At 57.9% G+C, this 19,225-nt stretch carries 14 protein-coding genes; 12 read left to right on the top strand and 2 right to left on the bottom strand.

From position 1 onward, the window contains the following. Positions 1-76 precede the first annotated feature (76 nt). The 4 genes from AC25Z0_RS12255 to AC25Z0_RS12270 all read left to right on the top strand — a co-directional run bounded on the left by AC25Z0_RS12255 (position 77) and on the right by AC25Z0_RS12270 (position 4,978). Positions 77-886 (top strand): glycosyltransferase family protein, encoded by an 810-nt coding sequence (locus tag AC25Z0_RS12255; protein ID WP_488133376.1) that lies wholly within the window; start codon positions 77-79, stop codon positions 884-886. A 10-nt stretch (positions 887-896) separates the two neighbouring features. Further along, on the top strand, positions 897-2,153 hold the full coding sequence (locus tag AC25Z0_RS12260) for a lipopolysaccharide biosynthesis protein (protein WP_488133377.1): 1,257 nt from the start codon (positions 897-899) through the stop codon (positions 2,151-2,153). Positions 2,154-2,317: 164 nt separating this feature from the next. Continuing rightward, positions 2,318-3,787 (top strand): sugar transferase, encoded by a 1,470-nt coding sequence (locus AC25Z0_RS12265; protein ID WP_488133378.1) that lies wholly within the window; start codon positions 2,318-2,320, stop codon positions 3,785-3,787. Positions 3,788-4,327: 540 nt separating this feature from the next. Then, positions 4,328-4,978: a glycosyltransferase gene (locus tag AC25Z0_RS12270; protein WP_488133635.1), complete on the top strand. Its 651-nt coding sequence runs from the start codon at positions 4,328-4,330 to the stop codon at positions 4,976-4,978. Positions 4,979-5,490: 512 nt separating this feature from the next. Here AC25Z0_RS12270 and AC25Z0_RS12275 read toward each other — a convergent pair. After that, positions 5,491-7,545 (bottom strand): acyltransferase family protein, encoded by a 2,055-nt coding sequence (locus tag AC25Z0_RS12275; protein ID WP_488133379.1) that lies wholly within the window; start codon positions 7,543-7,545, stop codon positions 5,491-5,493. A 509-nt stretch (positions 7,546-8,054) separates the two neighbouring features. Between AC25Z0_RS12275 and AC25Z0_RS12280 the strand changes: the two genes are divergently transcribed. Together AC25Z0_RS12280 and AC25Z0_RS12285 are read left to right on the top strand one after the other, a co-directional pair. Further along, positions 8,055-9,527: an MBOAT family O-acyltransferase gene (locus AC25Z0_RS12280; RefSeq protein ID WP_488133380.1), complete on the top strand. Its 1,473-nt coding sequence runs from the start codon at positions 8,055-8,057 to the stop codon at positions 9,525-9,527. A gap of 10 nt (positions 9,528-9,537) precedes the next feature. Beyond that, positions 9,538-10,695 carry an alginate O-acetyltransferase AlgX-related protein gene (locus AC25Z0_RS12285; protein WP_488133381.1) on the top strand — a complete coding sequence of 386 codons (1,158 nt, stop codon included), beginning with the start codon at positions 9,538-9,540 and terminating at the stop codon, positions 10,693-10,695. Positions 10,696-10,802: 107 nt separating this feature from the next. Here the strand turns inward: AC25Z0_RS12285 and AC25Z0_RS12290 are convergent, their stop codons facing one another. Further along, positions 10,803-11,732 (bottom strand): glycosyltransferase family 2 protein, encoded by a 930-nt coding sequence (locus AC25Z0_RS12290; protein ID WP_488133382.1) that lies wholly within the window; start codon positions 11,730-11,732, stop codon positions 10,803-10,805. Positions 11,733-12,042: 310 nt separating this feature from the next. On the opposite strand from AC25Z0_RS12290, the gene AC25Z0_RS12295 reads away from it, so the two are divergent. From AC25Z0_RS12295 to AC25Z0_RS12320, 6 genes are all read left to right on the top strand, one after another. Beyond that, positions 12,043-13,032 carry a WaaS/CpsH family glycosyltransferase gene (locus tag AC25Z0_RS12295; protein WP_488133383.1) on the top strand — a complete coding sequence of 330 codons (990 nt, stop codon included), beginning with the start codon at positions 12,043-12,045 and terminating at the stop codon, positions 13,030-13,032. Positions 13,033-13,224: 192 nt separating this feature from the next. Beyond that, complete coding sequence (locus AC25Z0_RS12300; RefSeq protein ID WP_488133384.1) at positions 13,225-13,821, top strand: acyltransferase; 597 nt, start codon at positions 13,225-13,227, stop codon at positions 13,819-13,821. A gap of 44 nt (positions 13,822-13,865) precedes the next feature. Continuing rightward, a complete protein-coding gene (locus AC25Z0_RS12305) occupies positions 13,866-15,395 on the top strand; it encodes a hypothetical protein (protein ID WP_488133385.1) in 1,530 nt (509 codons plus the stop codon). A gap of 191 nt (positions 15,396-15,586) precedes the next feature. Beyond that, positions 15,587-17,026, top strand: coding sequence for an oligosaccharide flippase family protein (locus AC25Z0_RS12310; RefSeq protein ID WP_488133386.1), 1,440 nt, complete (start codon positions 15,587-15,589; stop codon positions 17,024-17,026). A 56-nt stretch (positions 17,027-17,082) separates the two neighbouring features. Then, complete coding sequence (locus tag AC25Z0_RS12315; protein WP_488133387.1) at positions 17,083-17,940, top strand: glycosyltransferase family 2 protein; 858 nt, start codon at positions 17,083-17,085, stop codon at positions 17,938-17,940. A 163-nt stretch (positions 17,941-18,103) separates the two neighbouring features. Further along, positions 18,104-19,189 carry an NAD-dependent epimerase/dehydratase family protein gene (locus AC25Z0_RS12320; protein WP_488133388.1) on the top strand — a complete coding sequence of 362 codons (1,086 nt, stop codon included), beginning with the start codon at positions 18,104-18,106 and terminating at the stop codon, positions 19,187-19,189. Positions 19,190-19,225: the final 36 nt, after the last annotated feature.

The raw sequence follows: 19,225 nt of genomic DNA on the forward strand, positions 1-19,225 counted from the left end.
CTCTCTGGCAGGCGGCCAGCAGCTCCGTCTTTCGGCGAATTCAACTCGCAGCCTATCAAGCGAAGGAACGTCAAACTTGGCAATCGGTGTCACTAGCAGCGGCAAGGTCCTCGTTGTCCTTCCCACACTCGGGGATCGACTCGATCTTCTGGCCATCACGCTGAAGACGATTGAGGCGCAGCGCGCCAGTGTCGACCTCACCCTCGCGGTTGTCATTCCACCGAAAGCCACCGAAGCGCGCGCCCTCGCTGAGTCGTTCGGCGCCGTGCTCATCGACGATCCCAGGCAGGGACTGACCGGCGCGATCAACTCTGGCATTGCGGCCAGAACCGACGAAGAGTTCTACGCCTGGATCGGCGACGACGACCTGTTCAGGCCCCACGGCCTCGCAACCCTCCGCGCCCTGCTCAATGCCAACCCAGACGCCGTCTTGTCGTTCGGCGGTTGCGACTACATCGATCCTCAGGGACGCACCATCGCGGTGAGCAATGCCGGGCCGCTGGCCCCGCTTCTGCTGGCCTGGGGCCCAGACCTCATTCCGCACCCCGGCACCATGATTCGGCTGGATGCCCTCGCGAACGTCGGCAACTTCAACGTCGAATACAAATACGCGATGGATCTGGATGTCTTCCTCAAGTTGCGCAAAGTCGGCCGTTTTGTGTGGACTCGCACATCCGTCTCAGCGTTCCGCTGGCATCCGGAGTCGCTGACCGTGGCCAACCGGGACGCATCCGGCGCGGAGTCTGAGCTGATCAAACGTCGCCATCTCCCGGCCGCGCTCCGACCTATCTCACCGCTCTGGGTGCTCCCGATCCGATGGGCGTCACAGTTCGCGGCCAAGCGGGTTACAGCGAGTGCACGGCGAGTTACCCGCGTCGGATCGTAGACTCGGCATCATGATGACCGCCGAGATCTCAACGCCACAGCGACCTGCGCGCGCGCAGAACGTGCTGTGGGTTCTGGTGGCGACGGGCATCACGGGCGTCGCCGGTTTCCTGGTGACGTTCACGGCAGCGCGCGGGCTCGGCCCCGAGCTCTACTCATACTTCGGCGTCTTCTGGTCTGGTCTCTACCTGGTGGTGGGGATCCTGTTTGGGCTGCAGCAGGAATCCACCCGCGCCACCGCTGAATCACTGGCGATAGCGGATGTGGCTCCTCCCCGCAGTTCTCTCTGGGTGTTCGGCGCCGTGGCCGGCCTCATCGTCGGCGTTGTCGTCTTCGCCTCAAGTTTTTGGTGGGCGCCGGCAACCCTCAGCGAGGGCTATTCCGGCCTGTCGTTGCAGATTGCCATTGGCTCTGCCTGCAACGCGGTCGTTGCGACGATGTGTGGTGCACTTGCCGGGTCAGAGCGGTGGCGACTGCTCGCCGGCACCATCGTCCTCGACGGAGTTCTCCGACTCGCGGGTGTGCTCATCGTGCTCGCCGCTGGGGGAGACCCGGTAGCGCTCGCCTGGGTCGTCATCCTGCCGTTCCCGTTGTCGATCCTGATCGTTTTTCTCTGCGCTCCGCGCACGCTCCGCGTGGTCGCCCGGTCGCGGATGACGTACCGCCAACTGGCGATCAACTCCGGCCATACGCTGGTGGCGGCATCCGCGACGGCAGTCCTCATCAATGGTTTCCCGCTGGTGCTGGCGTTTTATGCCAGCGATAACGAAGCGGTAATGCTCGGGAAGTTGATCTTCGCCATCACCTTGACCAGGGCGCCTATTTTGGTGCCCATGATGGCGTTGCAGAGTTACCTGATTACCCGATTCACCAGTCACCCCGACCAGATCGGCAAGCTCATCGGGCAAGCCATGACGTTGATCGCTGCAGTGATGGTCGTGGGTGCCGCGGTCACGGCGCTGTGGGGACCCTGGGCGCTGCTCACCTTCATGGGCTCGAAGTATGTGCTGACGGCCGGAGTGCTGGTTCCCTTGGTTGTCTCATCGGGCTTCATCGGCGCCCTGTGTGTCACGGGGCCGGCACTGCTTGCACAGAACAATCACCGTGCCTATACCCTCGGCTGGATCGTGGCATCCGTCGTATCGCTGGCCGTGCTCTTCGTGCCCGTTGGCGTTGAATACCGTGCAGCGCTGGCGCTGTCCATCGGACCGATTGCAGGCCTGATCGTGCATTTCATTTCACTTAGGCAACGCTTCACCAAGGAATAGCGTTTTGTAACAGCCACAACGGCGCCCTATGCCACAATGAAGTTCTGGAATTGTCTGTGGGGCGGCTGTGCAAAATTCATGAATGAAGCGATCGATAAACAAAGAGGTATCGACGGCGGGCAACCGACCCTGCTTCTCCGCCCGGTTCTCGCAGGCATCTACCAATGACGACACAGGCTGTCGCGAACACAGCGGTTCGCAGCACGTGGCAGCAGGCCTACGCAAAGCGGCTCTTCGTCAGTGATTTAGTTGTAGTCGCAGCAGCCGTTTTCCTGTCGCAGCTGGTCTGGATCGGCGACCGAAGCGCTGACCTGTCGATGACCAAACCGGTACCGCGTGATTTCAGTCTTACGTACACCGCTGTATCGATCATCCTGGTGATCCTGTGGATGGTTTTTCTCGACCTTTTCGCCACGCGCGACCACAAGAACATTGGTGCGGGGACGACCGAATACAAGCGCATAACCGACGCAACGATTCGGTTGTTCGGAATCTTTGCGATCGTGGTATTCCTCATGAAGGCCGACCTGGGGCGCGGCTATTTCCTTACCGCCCTGCCTTTTGGCGTCCTCCTTCTCCTGCTGAGCCGTTGGATTTGGCGACAGTGGCTGAGAAGACAGCAGAAAAACGGGGACTACGTATCGCGGACTCTCCTTATTGGTCAACGAAGCAAGTCCCTTCACGTGGCTACGAATATCGAGCGCGATGGCTCAACCGGCCTCCATGCGATCGGCGCGTTGACAAGAACTGGTGCGGTACACAGTGATTTGATTCCAGGCGTTCCTGTATTGGGAGCATTTGCAGACGCTCTCCTTGTCATCGATGAACTCCAGATAGACACCGTAATCGTGACCTCGGCCGACGACTTGAGCCCGCAACACATGCGAGAGCTGGGGTGGAGTCTGAAGGCGCGCGACGTGAACCTCATCGTGACCCCGGCACTCACCGACGTTGCCGGTCCACGTATTCATGCGCGCCCGGTGGCGGGCCTTCCCCTCATCCACGTCGACTTTCCCGAATTCTCTGGCCGCAAACAGGTAGCAAAGAGAATTTTCGATGTGATCGGGGCCGGCGCAATCCTATTGGTCAGTTCGCCGCTCCTCATCGGCGTTGCAATTGCTGTCAGATCAACGAGCCCCGGCGCAATTCTTTATACACAGGAGCGGATCGGCCTCCGAGGCAACCCCTTCGGCATGTTGAAGTTCAGGTCCATGGTCCAGGGTGCAGATGACCAGCTGGCAAGCCTGCTCGATGCGCAAGGCACGTCAGACACCCCGCTGTTCAAGGTTATGAACGACCCTCGAATCACGCCTGTCGGGCGGTTCATCCGCAAGTACTCGATCGATGAGATTCCGCAGCTGATCAACGTTCTCCTCGGCCAGATGAGCCTGGTAGGTCCGAGGCCGCAGCGCGAAGCAGAGGTTGCCCTCTACGACGACACGGCCCATCGCAGACTGTTCATGAAGCCAGGGATGAGTGGGCTGTGGCAGGTCAGCGGCAGGTCAAAGCTTTCGTGGGAAGACGCCATTCGATTGGACCTGTACTACGTCGAGAACTGGTCAATGACGGGTGACCTCGTAATCCTTTGGCGAACAGTTCGAGCCGTAGTCGCGCCAGGGGATGATGCTCACTGATGTCTAGCGGCTACTAAGCGCCGCCGGGCCCAAGGAGTGGCACTTCGCTCGTCGCCCACTCGATGCATCGGCGTACAAGAACGAGCGGGACAATTGCGTGGAGAGTGGAAATTGAGAATTCTGATTGATGCGCTTGGCGCGCCGAGACAGTCTGGCGGCATGCGCCTATACGTAGACGGGGTCCTCCGAGGATGGCTGGAAGCCTATCCGCACGACGAGCTGACCATTCTGGGTGGTTCGTGGATCACCGAGGAATTTGGCCATCTACCCAACGTCACGGTCGTTGAGTGGGCAAACGAGGGCGCAGCGAAGCGGATTTTTGGGCAGTTGGTTCTAGCCGCAGTGCTATTCGCGCGGTCGAGGAGCGAGTGTCTCATTTCTTTGAGCCCAGTGGTCTCGCCGCTAGTGCCTCGCCGAAAGCGCACCTGTACGGTGCAGGACTGGCGGCACATCAAGAACCCGCACGAATTTGGGCGAGCACAGATGCTCTATCGCAGGCTCTGGAAACGCTCGGTAGCGAGCGCCGGATCCGTTGTCACGATGTCTGTAAAGACCCAGGAAGAGACAGAGGAGTTGGTGCCGCGCGCGCGGAGCCTCGTCGTAGAGACTGGGCGCGATTACATCCGGTATTGGGAATCAGCGACGGATGACCCGAGCTCCGATTCTCGGCGCGTTGTCGTGACCTTTGGGCACCACTCAAACAAACGCCCAGAGCTCGTGATCGGAGGGCTCGCTGGTCTTCCATTGGTACTTCGGGAGCAGGTGGAACTCGTGATTCTTGGGGCTCGCGGATCCTATAGGGACCAATTGCAGGTGATTGCTGAATCATCGGGAGTTGCTCAAAACTGTACGTTCCCAGGTTTTGTCGATGAGGGTGAGTACCGAGCGCTGATTCGGAGATCCGACGTAATCGTGCTGGCATCCAGCGACGAGGGATTCGGACTGCCTGTTGCTGAAGCCAACTATTTGGGAGTACCAGCGGTCGTGACGTCAGATAGCGGACTCGACTCAATCCATGAGCATGGAATCGTAGTTGCGGAACCCGATGCTTCAAGCGTCTCGCGTGCATTGCAATCCGCGCTCAATGGTGACGTAGAAACTCCGACGAGGGAGAGCCTGACTACATGGAGCGATACGGCGCGTGGGATCAGGGCTGCAGCGTTGGGCGCGTTCCAGCGCGAAGTTCTATGATCCAAGCCTCTGCTATCGGGTGAGCTCGATGAGTGAGCCACAATTGCCCGTTGAATGTAGGTGAAGGTTCTGTCTAGCCAATGTGCTCCGCTCCATACTGGTGACTGGTGACTGGTGACTGGTGACTGGTGACTGGTGACTGGTGGCTCTTTTCGGTTGGGCGAAGCTCAGCACTTTTATGTTGTCGACTCGGGATTCGATCTCGATCCCCGCCCCAACACAGCAAGCCTTACGAACTCTGGAATCAGTCGGCCGAAAGCGAACGTCGTGGTCTGCGAGCCTTCTGGCAAAGGGAAGACGTTCTTCCTCGAGGCCCATCACCAGCGGCCATTTCCGCTGGCCGCACATGGGCAGAGCGATTTCTAGCCTCTAGCCATTGACTATCCGCAACCTCGAGACTCACGACGTCTACGAGGTGACCGGCGACGACCACGACTACGCGAGAGTGAAGTATGGGCGGAAGGGAAGATCCCCGAAGGTTGAAAGCAGCTGTTCATCGACCGCAGCTTTAGCTACTGCTCGCGGTCCAGAATGTTCTCGAAATCTGGTGCGAGAAGGCCGGACTCAAGCGCTGAAATGTGGTTGTAATCGGCATAGACAGGTATCCCGCCCCTGGCGATTGAACACGTCCCGTCCGGGCAAATCGCATTGCTAAGGTCGAGCACTTCTGCGCCCGAGTCAGTAGCGGCCTGCTTGACTGCAGACCAAATGATACTTTGGCGGTTTGCGATTGCGGCAAGAGACGACTCCATATCGCTAGTGCAATCGTCAGCCAGCAACGACAGGGTCGTGCATGATTGGGCGCCGTCCCAGTGAGCGACGCTCTCGTCAGTATCTCCCAGATGGAAGTTTGGAATCGGAACGATAACCACTACCCGATGCCCGGATGTCTGAAGTGTTGCCACAGTATCCCTGAGGCCTTGTGAGTATGCTGCGATCTTCTGCGCGGCTCCAATCGCCTGATCGGAGCCGAAGAGAAGCCCCAGCGAAGGGTCCCGCATATAGAAGTCGGCGCTGCCGAGGAAGACAGTTCCGGGCTTCGAGTCGTAAAGCCACGAAATCGCTGACGTCTGATACTCGTCGCAACCAGGGCGAAATAGTTTGCCGTTGACTCTCCAAATCGCTGTTCCGCCCACCAAGGGGCAGCCGCCAAAGGTGTAAGACGTCAATGGCCGGTTGGAAGACTCGCTTGCGGCAAGCAATCCAGCGGTGAACATGTGCGCGTTGGAATCGCCAACGAGATACACTGGCGCGCCGGTTGATACCTTGTCCATCAGGCAATCTTGTGGGCTAGCCATCGTGGAGAAGTTGTCGGTGAAACAGTCGGGGATCGTCGGATCGATCTCTTGCCCGGTTTGGAAGTTGGTGATGCGCTCGTTCCAATAGCCGTGGTCAGCAGCGACCGACATCCCCCCGGTCAGCGCCAATGGAACGGCAAGCGTCATCGCAGCCAACGGCAGGAACCTGCGGCGCGCGTGGCCTCGCGCGCTACGTAAGGGGGTTTCAATCCATCGATACGAGGCGAGTGCGGGGACGACGGAAGCCAAGCACGCCAGGATCATGGCCGTCCGGCTCCCGGGCCATAGCACCGTTGAGAAAACGATGAACGGCCAATGCCACAGGTAGATTGAATAGGACCAGTCGCCGACCTTGACCATCGGTTTGGTCGACAAAAGCCGCGTCATGAGGTTTGACCGGTGCGTGCCTGAAAATAGCAGCAGTAGCGCGCCAACAACAGGAAGAATCGTGGCCTTGCCGGGGAATGTGGTGGTCTCGGTGATGAGCCAAAGTGAAGCGAGCAGCATCGCCGTACCGCCGACCCCGAGCGCTGATGCGAGCCCCTTTGACGTGATCGAGAACCGGGTGGTGGCTAGGGCGAGAAGCGCACCTACGCCGAACTCCCATGCGCGTGTCAACGGGTTATAGAAGCCAGCCAGCCAGGCGTTGTCGCCAAAGATCTCAGGACCGCGCATCGCGAGAAGGAAGGATGCCCCGGTGAGAGCCGCAACGAACACGAAGGTGGGGTTGCGGAGGGACGGATACTTTCGGGAGAGAAACCATCCGCCGGCGAGTAGGGCCGGGAAGAGGACATAGAACTGTTCTTCCACGGAAAGTGACCACGTGTTGAGCAGGGGATTCCCTGAAGCTGGGCCGTCGAAATATCCGCCAGTGGTAGACGCTATGGCGAAGTTAGCGGAGAGCAGAAGGGACCCGGCTGCTGTCAAAGCCATACTCTGCTGCGGCCCGAACGGTGAGAGCAGCAGCGTAGAAACGAGCACAGTGAACGCAACCATCACCGCGAGTGCAGGAGTCAGGCGCAGGAATCGTTTCATGTAGAAGTCACGGAATCGGATCCGCTGGGTTGTCACCCATTCGCGGCGCAGCATCGAGGTGATCACAAAGCCGGAAATAACGAAGAATACGTCGACGCCAATGAATCCGCCCGGCACATAAAGTCCAGCGTGGTATGCCAACACCATGAGAACGGAGATGGCCCGTAGGCCCTGGATGTCTTGCCTCCGATGGCTCTTCCTTTGGTCCGCGTCCAATGACCAAAAAGACCCCACGTGTTACGTCCCTCCAGCAGGACGGCGCCCCACAACCTATAGATTCTATTGGGCGCGATGCCCGCACCACCGTTGCATGCCCGCCAGCATGTCCCCGGCCCCGACTTACCTCAACGCATGCCTCTCCTGACACCCATCCGTTACGATGTCGCCACGTGTCGCGACGATCCTCGAAGGCTGGCAGCAGCTCTTCATCGACGTTGGCCACTAGCTCGGAATATGAGCAGTCTTGTTCCGAGTTTTGTCCGCGACTGCGAGATGGCTAAATCAGTAGCGAATGATTTGTTGCCGGAGGGCTGGCACCCGTTTTCGACCGATGGGAGCTACGGATGCGACTCGCTTCTCGCGGAGGTCCATCTCCATTTAGTGCCGTTCAATGCGCTTGAATGGCGCAACGGTTCCATAGTATGAACTTGGGTGTTCGCTCTGAACCCCACCCCTTTCAGCATCCCTGCGCAACCGCTGCCTCCGGCACGCGTAGGCCATCTTGACGGTGAGATTTTTGATTCGTGGTTTTCTCTAGCCCCACCTTCCTGTTCTTATTTCTCCCGATCACGCTTCTCGTCTACCATGTGATCCCCGCACGATCACGATCCCGGAACACCTGGTTACTCCTCGCCAGCATTGCGTTTTACTTCTGGGGTGCGGGAAGCGCGATCCTCGCCATCATTTTTGTCGGCTGTTCAAGCTTCGGCGGCGCCTACATCGCCTGGCTAATCGCGCGCCGTCAGGCAAGGGGAAGGCCGCCTGCAGAAGTGCAGAAGGTTGCCATCCCGTCGTTGGTGACGATCCTGATCATTTTGGTACCCCTGATCTCGTTCAAGTACATCCCGCAACTGGCAACATTGCAGATCCCCGGGGTGTCCTCTGCCCTGAGTAATGTCGGCGCGGCAAGCTGGGTTCTTCCGCTCGGCGTCTCATTCTTCACCTTCCACGCAGTCTCGTTTGTCATCGACTCCGCACGCGCAGGGCAACTGCTGACGAAGTCATTTCCGTCGTACCTGCTCTACCTGTTCGTATTCCCTCACCAGATCGCCGGCCCGATTGTTCGGTACGCGGAAATCGGCCCACAGATTGATGCTGTCCGTCGCGTCTCCTCGAGAGAGATGGGCTACGGCATCACACGCTTCACGTGGGGGCTGTCAAAGAAGGTCCTTATCGCGGACAACTGCGGCATCATCGCCAATGCGATGTTCGACAACGCCGCGAATGCGAGCCTCATGTCTGGTCCGGGCGCTTGGCTCGGGGCGCTCGCGTATGCTCTGCAAATCTATTTCGACTTCAGCGGCTATTCGGACATGGCGATCGGCCTGGCTGCGATGTTTGGTTTCAAATTCCCCCAGAACTTCCGGTCCCCTTACACCTCGGTGAGCGTGTCAGATTTTTGGAAGCGCTGGCACATCACGCTCACGAAGTGGTTCCAGGACTACATTTACATCCCGCTGGGAGGCAACCGCCGCGGGGTCTGGGTGGAGTACGGGGCGCTGTTGCTCATCTTCCTTCTGACGTCCCTCTGGCATGGGGCATTGGCCGGCTTCCTCATCTGGGGCGCAATGCACTCGGGGGCCATGCTCTTCGAACGCATCACCGGGATCCGGAAGATGAAGACGTTTGTGGCGCTCCGCCGGATATTGACTCTGCTGTTCGTGATCATCGCATGGGTGCCATTCCGTGCGCTCGAACTCCATACAAGCGTGGATATCTGGCAGGCAATGATCGGCGGTCCTTGGGACTTCACCTCTCCGGTACTTTGGGTGTCGCTGACGCCCCTCACTGTCACAGCCATGATCGTTGGCGCGCTGAGCTTCTTCATGTCGTCGAAGAAGACGGGCTTTGAATTGGTCTTCGGCCAGTCTGTGCCCGGAACACTAAGCGCGTTCCGTTGGAAAGCTGCAATTGTCCTCGTGCCAATTGCGCTCTTCGTCACGCTGTCCCTGGTGCTGCAGTCCGACTTCAGCCCGTTCCTCTACTTCCAGTTCTAAGGTGACACGAATGGTGCAATCGCGCGACATCGACGCAAGCAAGCCGACCCGCAGATGGGGTGGGATCGGCCCGCAGCTGATCGTCGGGCTGTTCAGTGTGGCGCTCTTGGCAGTGTGGGCGATTCCTGGAGACCCGGCAGGTGCACAAAATCGAGAATCAGTCGCGTTCCCCGTCATCACAAACTCAACGATCGCCCACACGTCAACGTATCGTGGCATCGATGCGGCGTTGAGGGATCGAATTGGTGCGCAGGTGGGAGTTGCCGAGGCAATCGGGAACTTATCGGTCCATGTGCTTGGACGCAGCCCAACCCCGCGGGTAGTACTTGGGGCGGACGGCCAGCCGTTTCTGGCGGATGACTTCCTGTTGCCGTGCGGTGAAACTGAAGGCACCTTGGCCGAAGTCAAAAAGAACATCGCTGACGGCGATGCGGCCATGGCCGCAGCCGGAAAGTATGCGCTCTTCGTAGTCGCCCCAGACAAGTCCTCGATCCGACACGACATCGTTAATCAGATATCGCCCGATCTTTTGCGCTGCAGCAACTTCGTGCGCGCCCACTTCGAGTCATGGGCGGCTGAAGGTGGCTTTCCGGTGCTGGCACTGTGGGACCAAGTCAAAGCAATAGACGAAGCCACTGCAAACGCATATTTCACCAACGACACTCACTGGAACGCGCAAGGAGCTACGTCGATGACGGTCGCCCTGTTGCGGAGGCTGGTCGCTGACGGTCAGGCACCGGCGCCAGTCCTTGAAGACCTTGATGGCCCCGTCTCTAGCGTTCCGCGCATGGCCGTTGCCGACCTGAATCGGATGATGGGACTGGCCGACCTCGACGAAGTTTCGACGGCATCGTACAAGCGCCATGGTGTCGTGACGACCGGTCGCGAAACGATTGCGCCATCCGGCGCAAAGCAGATGCACTTTTCGTCAGTATCAGACGGCCACCCCTTAGTTCCCGGCAGGACGCTTATCTTGGGCGACTCATTTCTGATGACTCAGATGCAAACGCAACTTTCCGGTTTCTTTGAGGATGTAACGTTCGCGGGGCTTGCCGAAACTGCACAAGTGGGCGAATTCGATCGTGTGATCGTGGAGAGGGTCCAGCGCGGGACTGGTACTGGCGGCTGGCCGGTACTCGCCGCGGCACTTGACCAGTCGCAGCAATAGGCCGCGCCAAATTTAGCCGCCCGGATTTGGTGATCGATGCTTTCCCGTAGACCGGTCGGCATGGCATCGGTGCTGACTCCGCTTGCGTTCAAGGACAGAACGGGTAGTTAGTAGCGACCTCGCCCAGTCTTTCCGCGGCTACCGTCAACTATGCCCGCGAACGACGCTGAGAACTTCGCCCAGCGCGGGCGGGTGTCGATGAGTGGCTGTACGAGTAGTCGGGCGGTCTCGCGGATGCCAGAGCCGAAAAGTAGGTTGATGATTCCCGTCTCCGGCGCGCAAATCAAGATGCGATTCCGCTGCCCATAGTAATAGTATCCCGGGCTGTTCCCGCCCCCTGCCTGACCAGTGGAACCACCTTGCTCATGCCAAATTACAGCCTCAGGAACTACGAAGAGTTTCATGCCAAGTTTGACTGCGCGCACAGACAAGTCTGCATCTTCCCAGTACAAGAAGAAGTCATTGCTGATCCCACCTAGCCGGTCCCAAGTCGACTTCAGTAGCATTGGTGCGGCACCTGTAATAAAGGGTGACGCAGTTGGTTCACTCGGTATCTTGGAACTGAGTTTGCCCGTACCCCAATGCCATGACACACCCCGCTTTGTGTCGAGCTCCCCGCCTGCGAACCACACTTCAGCGTCAGGGCCGTGCCCAGTCATAATCAGAGGCGAAACGATGTCTCCGGCGTCAGCAGAGAGAAAACGGGCTAGGCGGCCAGCGGCCTCGGCCATGACGACCGTGTCTGGATTTAGAATCCACAATGGATTCGACGCGGATGCCGGAGAATTCGCCACGCCCAAGTTGACGCCGCCGGCGAAGCCGAGATTTAGATCGCTCCAGACAATCTGGACGCGAAGATCCCTGGACTGAATTGCTTCAAGGACGGGTCTGTCGGATGCGCGGGATCCGTTGTCGACGATCGTAATAGAGACGATTTCCGGATCGCTCAGCGATGCCACGCATGCTTCGACGTGGTGAGCAGAGTTGAAGTTCACGATGACAACACACACTTGAGCCAGATCGGGCATTTTTTCCATTTCGTTGCTTGGGGACAGCCAGGAGAAGGGTCGTGCAACGACGCCGCGGCTTGGGACCGATTCTGCAAGCCAGGGGAAGAAGAAACACTGTGGACTCATGCTGGACCCGCAAGAAGGGCATTGGACGAAGGTCTCGAATAGCGCGCGTCGGCCAGGCCTCTCACGATCTTAGTGACTAGGCAACACCCAGGATTGCCCCCGTTGCATTGGGCCAGTCAACGTAGACAGCCCACATACGATAGGAACAGCGGCAAATCGTTCCGGACCCGGGGTGACCGTCCGCTCGAGACCAAGGAATTTGATCAACGCGATGAGCACCCAGAAGAGAATGCTCCTCCTGAGCCCCGCTTTCTTTGGCTATGAGAATGACATCCGGGACGCGCTTGAAGCGCAAGAGGTCGAGGTCGACTTTTTCGACGAGCGTCCGAGTAACTCCACAATGGCGCGTGCTTTCTTCAGAGTGGCGGGTGCTCGGGCCGAGCCGCTGGTGCGCCGTTACTATCGCCAGATTCTGGCCAACGTGTTTGACCGTCACTACGACTACCTCCTTGTTGTCAAGGGTGAAGTCGTCCCGTTGTGGTTTGTCCACGAGTTGCGTAAACGCCAACCAAACGCGAAGTTCATCTACTACTCTTTTGATGCAATTCCGGCGGGCTCGAACTGCACTTTGTTGTTCCCTGCGATGGACGATTTGTACAGCTTCGATCCCAAGGACGTTGCGGCGAACGATCGGCTTACCTTGAAGCCCCTATTCTTTGCACGCGAATTCGGTGCTCCCCGAATCGATGGGCAACGGCAAAACCAAATCGCTTTTGTGGGTACCCTTCATTCGGATAGGCACCTATTCGTCTCCCGCCTTTTCGGGAATTTTGAGCGCACGTTTAGTTTCTTCTATGTGCCTGCGCGGTGGTATTTCTTCCTGAAGAAGTACATCTCCGGAGACTCTCGGGGGGTGAAGTGGTCGGAAGTTTCCTTCGAGAAGCTATCTAAGACTCAGGTCGCGGGCATTTTCCATGCCTCGGAGGCAGTGCTTGACATCCAGCGCAGCCAGCAAACGGGACTCACCATGAGGACCTTTGAGGTGCTCGCTAGCGGGGCGATCCTCGTGACAGGTAACAAGTCGATTCTCGACGCGGAATTCTACGACGACTCTCGGATTATTGTGATGGAGGACTACGACAGCCCTGGAGCTAGCGAGCGACTCTCTGCAGCACTCTCGAAGCTTCCAAAGCCCGTCGGAATGCCTGAAGGATTCGAGAAGTACGCCATCGAGAACTGGGTGCGGGACTTCATCGAGTAGAACGGCGTCTCCTCAACCTGCCGCGCCGCCGGCATCGGCCAGTGGCGACTATCTCTCGCGGTAGGCTCTTGGGGTTGGTCGGATTCATGAAAGAGGGGAACCATGAAGCGAGCGCTATCGTCGCTTGTCGGTCTGTGGCCGAGTAGCAAGTTGAAGAACAGAGTGTTGAATCTCCTTGGCCACGATGTGTCGATGTCAGCGTCCATCGCCCCGATCCTCATCGCTGGGAATACCATCCTCACCGTCGGTGACTTCGCCAGAGTGGGACCGTTGAATGCCTTTCGTTCCGTTCCGAAGGTTGTCCTGGAGAAGCACTCTGAAATCGGGCAGCTGAATTGGGTCTCTTCGGCGCCCTTTCTGACTAACGAAACTGAATCAGCTCACTCGGGGACGTTTCACTTAGGTGAGCACTCCTCGTTCACGAGTCGTCACTATGTCGATGCGTCTGGCGGCGTCATTATTGGCGAATTCGTAACGATCGCGGGCGTCCGCACAGTCTTCATGTCGCATGGCATTGACGTCGCCGACAATGTCTTGGACATTGCGCCGATCACTGTTGGTGACTACGCAATGGTTGGTGGGGGATGCAACTTGGTGATGGGCGCCGCTGTACCAGCGTACTCAGTCGTTGCAATGGGATCTGTTGTAGTTAAGGGCCTTCAGCGTACGCATGCACTGTACGCGGGTGCCCCTGCGAAATTCAAGAAGCCAGTGCCTGAAGGCGCCTATGCCACCCGGATACACGGGGCCGTGCCGCCGCGAAACGCGCGCATCAACACTCACCGCTAGTTTCACTTAGATTAGTTTCACTTGGGCTGGAAGAAGGAGCGTAGGTGCCGAAGGTGCTCGCATTGAATAGTTGGCTTTCGGATGCTTCTGTTCGGTTGGTAGAACGGGTTGGCGTCGTGCGGGTGCAGCTTTTGCTCACTTTTGGCGTGTCGCTCGTACTAGCGATTGCTTTCGTGTTCATCGAAAATATCGCGAGCGGACAGAGCTCCTCTGTTTCATTTGACCTCCGTCCGGCTATTCTCTGCGTCAGCCTGCTCGGGTTTGCCGTAATTTCTTACGTGGTGTGGCCAAATCGCTGGAACATACTGGCGCACACTCAGCTTGTGTTTGGGATCGTTGCATACATCATTCCTCTCCTTCTCCTGGGCGGCGGGCGCCGGGTATCAAGCGATGTGCTTGGCCAGTACACTGCAATCATGGCGATCGGGTACGTCGCCGCTGTGGTCGGAACTGTCGGCGGCTCGTGGCTGGCCTTACGCCGCAGCAACGCAGATCGCATCTCCAAGTTCACCATCCCTAAGGATCGGATTGTTTCAACGATCCCGCGGAGAGTCATGATCGTGACTCTCATCGCCTGTGTTGGTGTGGTGGTGTCCTTCGCAGTAATGGGATTTGTGCCAGCACTTGCTGCGGACCCATTCGCTGCCAAGTTCATGAAGGGCAGCTACGCCGAAAGCTATGCGAAGGTCGCCGTCCTGTACCGCGCATGCACATCTGCGCTAGCCGTGTTGGTCCCATTGTTGACGATGTACGCGATCTTGCGTCGCAAGCCAGCGTGGATCGTGGTGTTCCTGGGGTCAGTTGCGATCCTTATCCTGACTCTGCAGCGCGGGCCGGCTATCAGCGGGGTTTTGCTCCTCATCGGGATACTTGTCGCCGCGCGAAAGCGAGGAATGGTTCTCTATTTTCTTGCCTTGCTCGCGGTTTACTTCGCTGGAAGCGCGTCCTACTTCGTCTTCGCGGCCCTAGGCATCGGCAATTTTGGCGATGCAATGGATGTGGCCCCAGTTGGATTCCTTGCGAGCGTGGCTGCTGGTGCGCCGGATGTCCATGACCAGTTCCAATTCTTGCAAGCCTGGCTGGCAAACCCGTACTACCCGCATGGGTTGACGTTCATCGGTGGCCTTATACCGGGTCATTTCCAGTGGAACCCATCAGTGTGGAGCTTGTCGGTTACCTACCCTGGTGTAGACATCTCTACCATAGACTCCGGAGGGTTCCGGCTGCCGGGGCCGCTGTGGGGGTTCGTGAACTTTGGTTGGATTGGCGCAGTCCTAGTCGGATTGGCCTACGGTTTGATCGTCGGATATCTAACGCGTAGTTTCGCCATGGTGCAATCTGGCTTTCCTAAGGCGGTTGGCACGCCGACGATCCGAAGAGAATCGATGATATTGGCGTTTCTGGTTTACGCAACTGTCTTTAAGTTCTCCACTGACTTCTTCGCCCTCAGTTATGTTTCCCTCATTCAAACCGTCCTGATGCTTGGGATTATTCTTGTTGGAAGCCGCGCAGCCGGACGCTTTCGTGGGTTTATGTGGTTCGATAGGGCGGCCAAGTCCCGTGAAATGGTGTAAATCTCGGAGCGCGCTTCCGGACCTGGGCCTACAACGGATTGAGATTATGGTATTCGTGGCCATTGGGGAGACGAAGCCTTCGTGGCGGTTCACTGTTTGAGGGGATCCAGTGCAATTTGGCGTCGTGTTCCCGTGCAGCGAGGTCAGTTCAGCGCAGGAGCTCAATTCGTGAGCGAGAAGGAAGACGGCGAATGAGCTCGATCGATTCCATGTCCATTGCGAAGCGCGCGGCCCGAGGCAGCATCGCGCTGATCGGCCGGCAAATCGTGACCCTTGTTGTCACTTTCTTTGGCGGCATATTTCTGGCGCGTCTACTCACCCCTTCGGAGTTTGGGGCGTATGCGCTAATCGTTTTTGTCGCAGGCTTGACCAAACTCCTCACAGATGGCGGGTTGGCGGCGAGTCTCATCCAGCAGAAGCACGAACCGACACACCGTGAACGTTCGGCGGTGTTCACCGCGCAAATGGTGATGGCCGTGGTCCTGGCGATTTGTATCGTGCTAATGGCTCCATACTTTGAGTCTCTCCTCGACGTCCCCGGCACGATGTGGTCTCTCTGGTTTGCGGCGCTTGCTGTTCTCGCCGCGCCGCTGACGTCGATTTCAGTTGTGGTGCTTGAACGAAATCTCGATTTCAGCAAGTTGGGGCTACTCCTCCTCATCCAGCCCATTACGTTCAACCTCATCGCAGTGTGGCTCGCTTTCTCGAATTTCGGCGTGGTCGCCCTTGGGGTTGCTTTGGCAGTTTCCAACATTCTGGTGGTACCTGCCGCAGTCAAGGCGAGTCGCGCGTTTCCCTCCGTTGTCTTTGGAAAGGGGGAGCTGACGGGCCGTTTCAGTTTCGGTCTGCCCTACATCGGGGTCAGCGTCATTTCGACGGTGAAAGATTCCGTAAACCCGATGTTCATAGGCATCGTTATCGGCGCGACGGCAGCAGGCTACGTCAACTGGGCCCAGCAGGTGGCCGTTGTCGGAACTTACACGCTGGTGATCGTCTCACGGCTTCTCTTCCCCGTATTGTCGCGAGTCAAGGACAACCCAGATGCACTCGGGGGAGCGATTACCAAGGTTCTTTTCTGGGCCAACGCAATGGTCGCACCCATAACTATGTTCCTGGCCTTCTTTGCAACGGACGTGACGAAAGTCATATATGGCGCGCAATGGCTGCCAGCCGTGCCAATGCTGTACTTCCTCCTTTTGGCCAACCTTGTTGCGCCCACATCGAGTGTGCTTATGGCGCTCTTGAACGCCCTAGGGAGGCCGCTCATCCCGCTTTGGTTCGCGATCGCGTGGTTTGCTGCCACATGGGCCCTGGTTCCGTGGATGGTCTCGAGCTTTGGGGTCATAGGCTACGGCTATGCCAACGCGCTTGTGCAAGTTGTTTCTGTAATGCTCGTTTTTGTAGCACGTAGGCACGTCCATTTCTCCTGGGTTCGCCCGGTGTTGCAGCCATGGCTGTATGCGACTATTGCTTTCGCGGTTGTTGTTTTCCCCATGCGCATGATTGTTTCGGACCCCAACCTCGTAGCTATTATCGGCGCTGGCGCCGTCGCAACTATCGTTTTCATTGGTTTGATTTGGCTGTTCAGCCGTGAGAACCTGCGCTATCTCCTTAAGAATGTGTTCCGATGAGACTCGTCGGGCACATGTCATGGTTCATTTGTCCGTACTCACGTTGAAGGCCCGATATGTCCAGTTCGAAGATCACCGGAATCATCCATACGAGAAATGAGAGCGCTTACATTGCGCAGGCGATCAAGTCACTCCTCGGTTTCGTAGACGAAGTCCTCGTGGCCGACATGGCGAGCACCGATGACACAGTCGAAATCGCGAAGAGGCTTGGCGCACGAGTAATTCAGGTACCGGAGTACGGATTTGCAGACCCTGCCCGCCAACAGGCGGTTGATGCAGCAACGCACGAGTGGGTCTTCCTCCTTGATGCGGACGAGATCGCTCCGCCGAGTCTCGGGTCAAGAATCAAATACCTCGCTGTTCAGGGCGAGTGTGACGTTGTCTCGATTCCGCGGCTCAACTACATGGTGGGCAAGGCCATACGTCACACGGGTTGGAGTCCTTCGGATGATCGACAATTGCGCTTTTTCCGGAAACGGGCGATGGTACTGACCGGAACAATCCACAATTTTTCCAATGTTCAGCCCGGCTCGAAGATCGAGTACCTTGAGCCGACGGACGCTTTGAGCATCTACCACTTCAACTACACGGATTGGTCCAACTTCATTTCGAAGATGGATCGGTACACCACCATTGAGGCCGAACAACTCCTGAAGCGTGGAGAACGCCCCGGCGCAATGTGGCTTGTTCGAGGGGTGACCCGCGAGTTCTTGCGTCGTTTCGTATGGAAACGCGGGTATCGAGATGGATTCGAAGGATTTGCGCTGACCTGGCTCATGATGACCTACAAAATGCTGGTCTTCGCGAAATCCACGCAGCTATCGGCGCGTGGCACCGCTCAGGGAATACAAGAGTCCTATGCGGATCTGGCAGCAGCAATCGCTGCCGATGGTGCGCCAACGGTCCAGCGCTGAGGAAGCCCGGGCTCTTTTCCTAGCAGCGAGTGCGCGATAGGTCTGGCCATATTTTCGATAGTGTCAAAGACGAATTGGCAGTGTGGCATCGGTAGCCAGCCAATGGTCTGAATTAGGCCGATAGTCACTAAAAAATCAGATAGCAGCGGGGAAAAAAATACAGATGACACGCGTCAAGACCGTACTGATCTCAGGCGGAGCCGGCTTCATCGGCACAAGGCTCGCTAAGCGCCTTGTTGGTGAGTACAAGGTGATTCTGCTCGACAACCTGCACCCGCAGGTTCACGCAACAAACTCTTGGCCTGTAGACAGCCCTGTCGAGGCGGAGCAGCGAATCGGCGACGTGACACAGGCGTCGAGCTGGGACTCGGTAATCGCAGATCATGCGCCCGATATCATCGTGCACCTTGCTGCAGAGACGGGTACTGGGCAGTCGCTCACCGAGTCCTACCGACATGCATCGGTTAATGTCACCGGAACCGCACGTATGCTCGATGCGCTGTCAAATGGTGGCCACCGACCGGAATCGATTGTCCTTGCCTCATCTCGTGCCGTCTACGGTGAGGGGCAGTGGACGACCGGTCAGGGCGAGCCTTACTACGCGACACCGCGCGGCGAGCGACAGCTGAGCGATGCCAAGTGGGATCCAATCGGACCCAGTGGTGAAGAGGGGACGGCTGTCGCTCACAACGCCACTACGGTCGAAGCTCGCCCGACCAATGTATATGCAGCTACCAAACTCGCCCAAGAACACATGTTGTCGTCCTGGTGCGCTTCGATGAACGTTCCCCTGCGCATTTTGCGGCTACAAAACGTCTACGGCGCTGGCCAGGCCCTAGAAAACAGTTACACGGGAGTGCTTACGTATTTCGCTCGCCAGGCAATCTCCGGTGAGGCTATCAACGTGTACGAGGGTGGGGGAATTATTCGTGACTTTGTCCACGTGGACGACGTCGTTAGCGCACTCTCGGCCGCAATCGCGCTGCCAGGGGAGATTGGGTTCGGACTCGTTGACATTGGCTCGGGAGCCGCAGGCAGCCTTCTCGACTATGCCTCAATTCTGGCTGCTGCTGCTGGCAGCCCGGCACCGGAGACTAGCGATCGCTTCCGACTGGGTGATGTCCGAGCCGCGTTCGCCGATATCACCCCGGCGAGGGAACTGCTCGGCTACGACCCGCAGGTGCCGTTCCAGGATGGAGTCATCGGACTCCTTGAATGGGCGCGCCAGGGATCGAAAACCGCCGAGTAGCTTGGCGCACCCCGCACAGTTGGCGGTTGCCGCAAG

The organism is Leifsonia sp. Y862 (genome assembly GCF_057669585.1).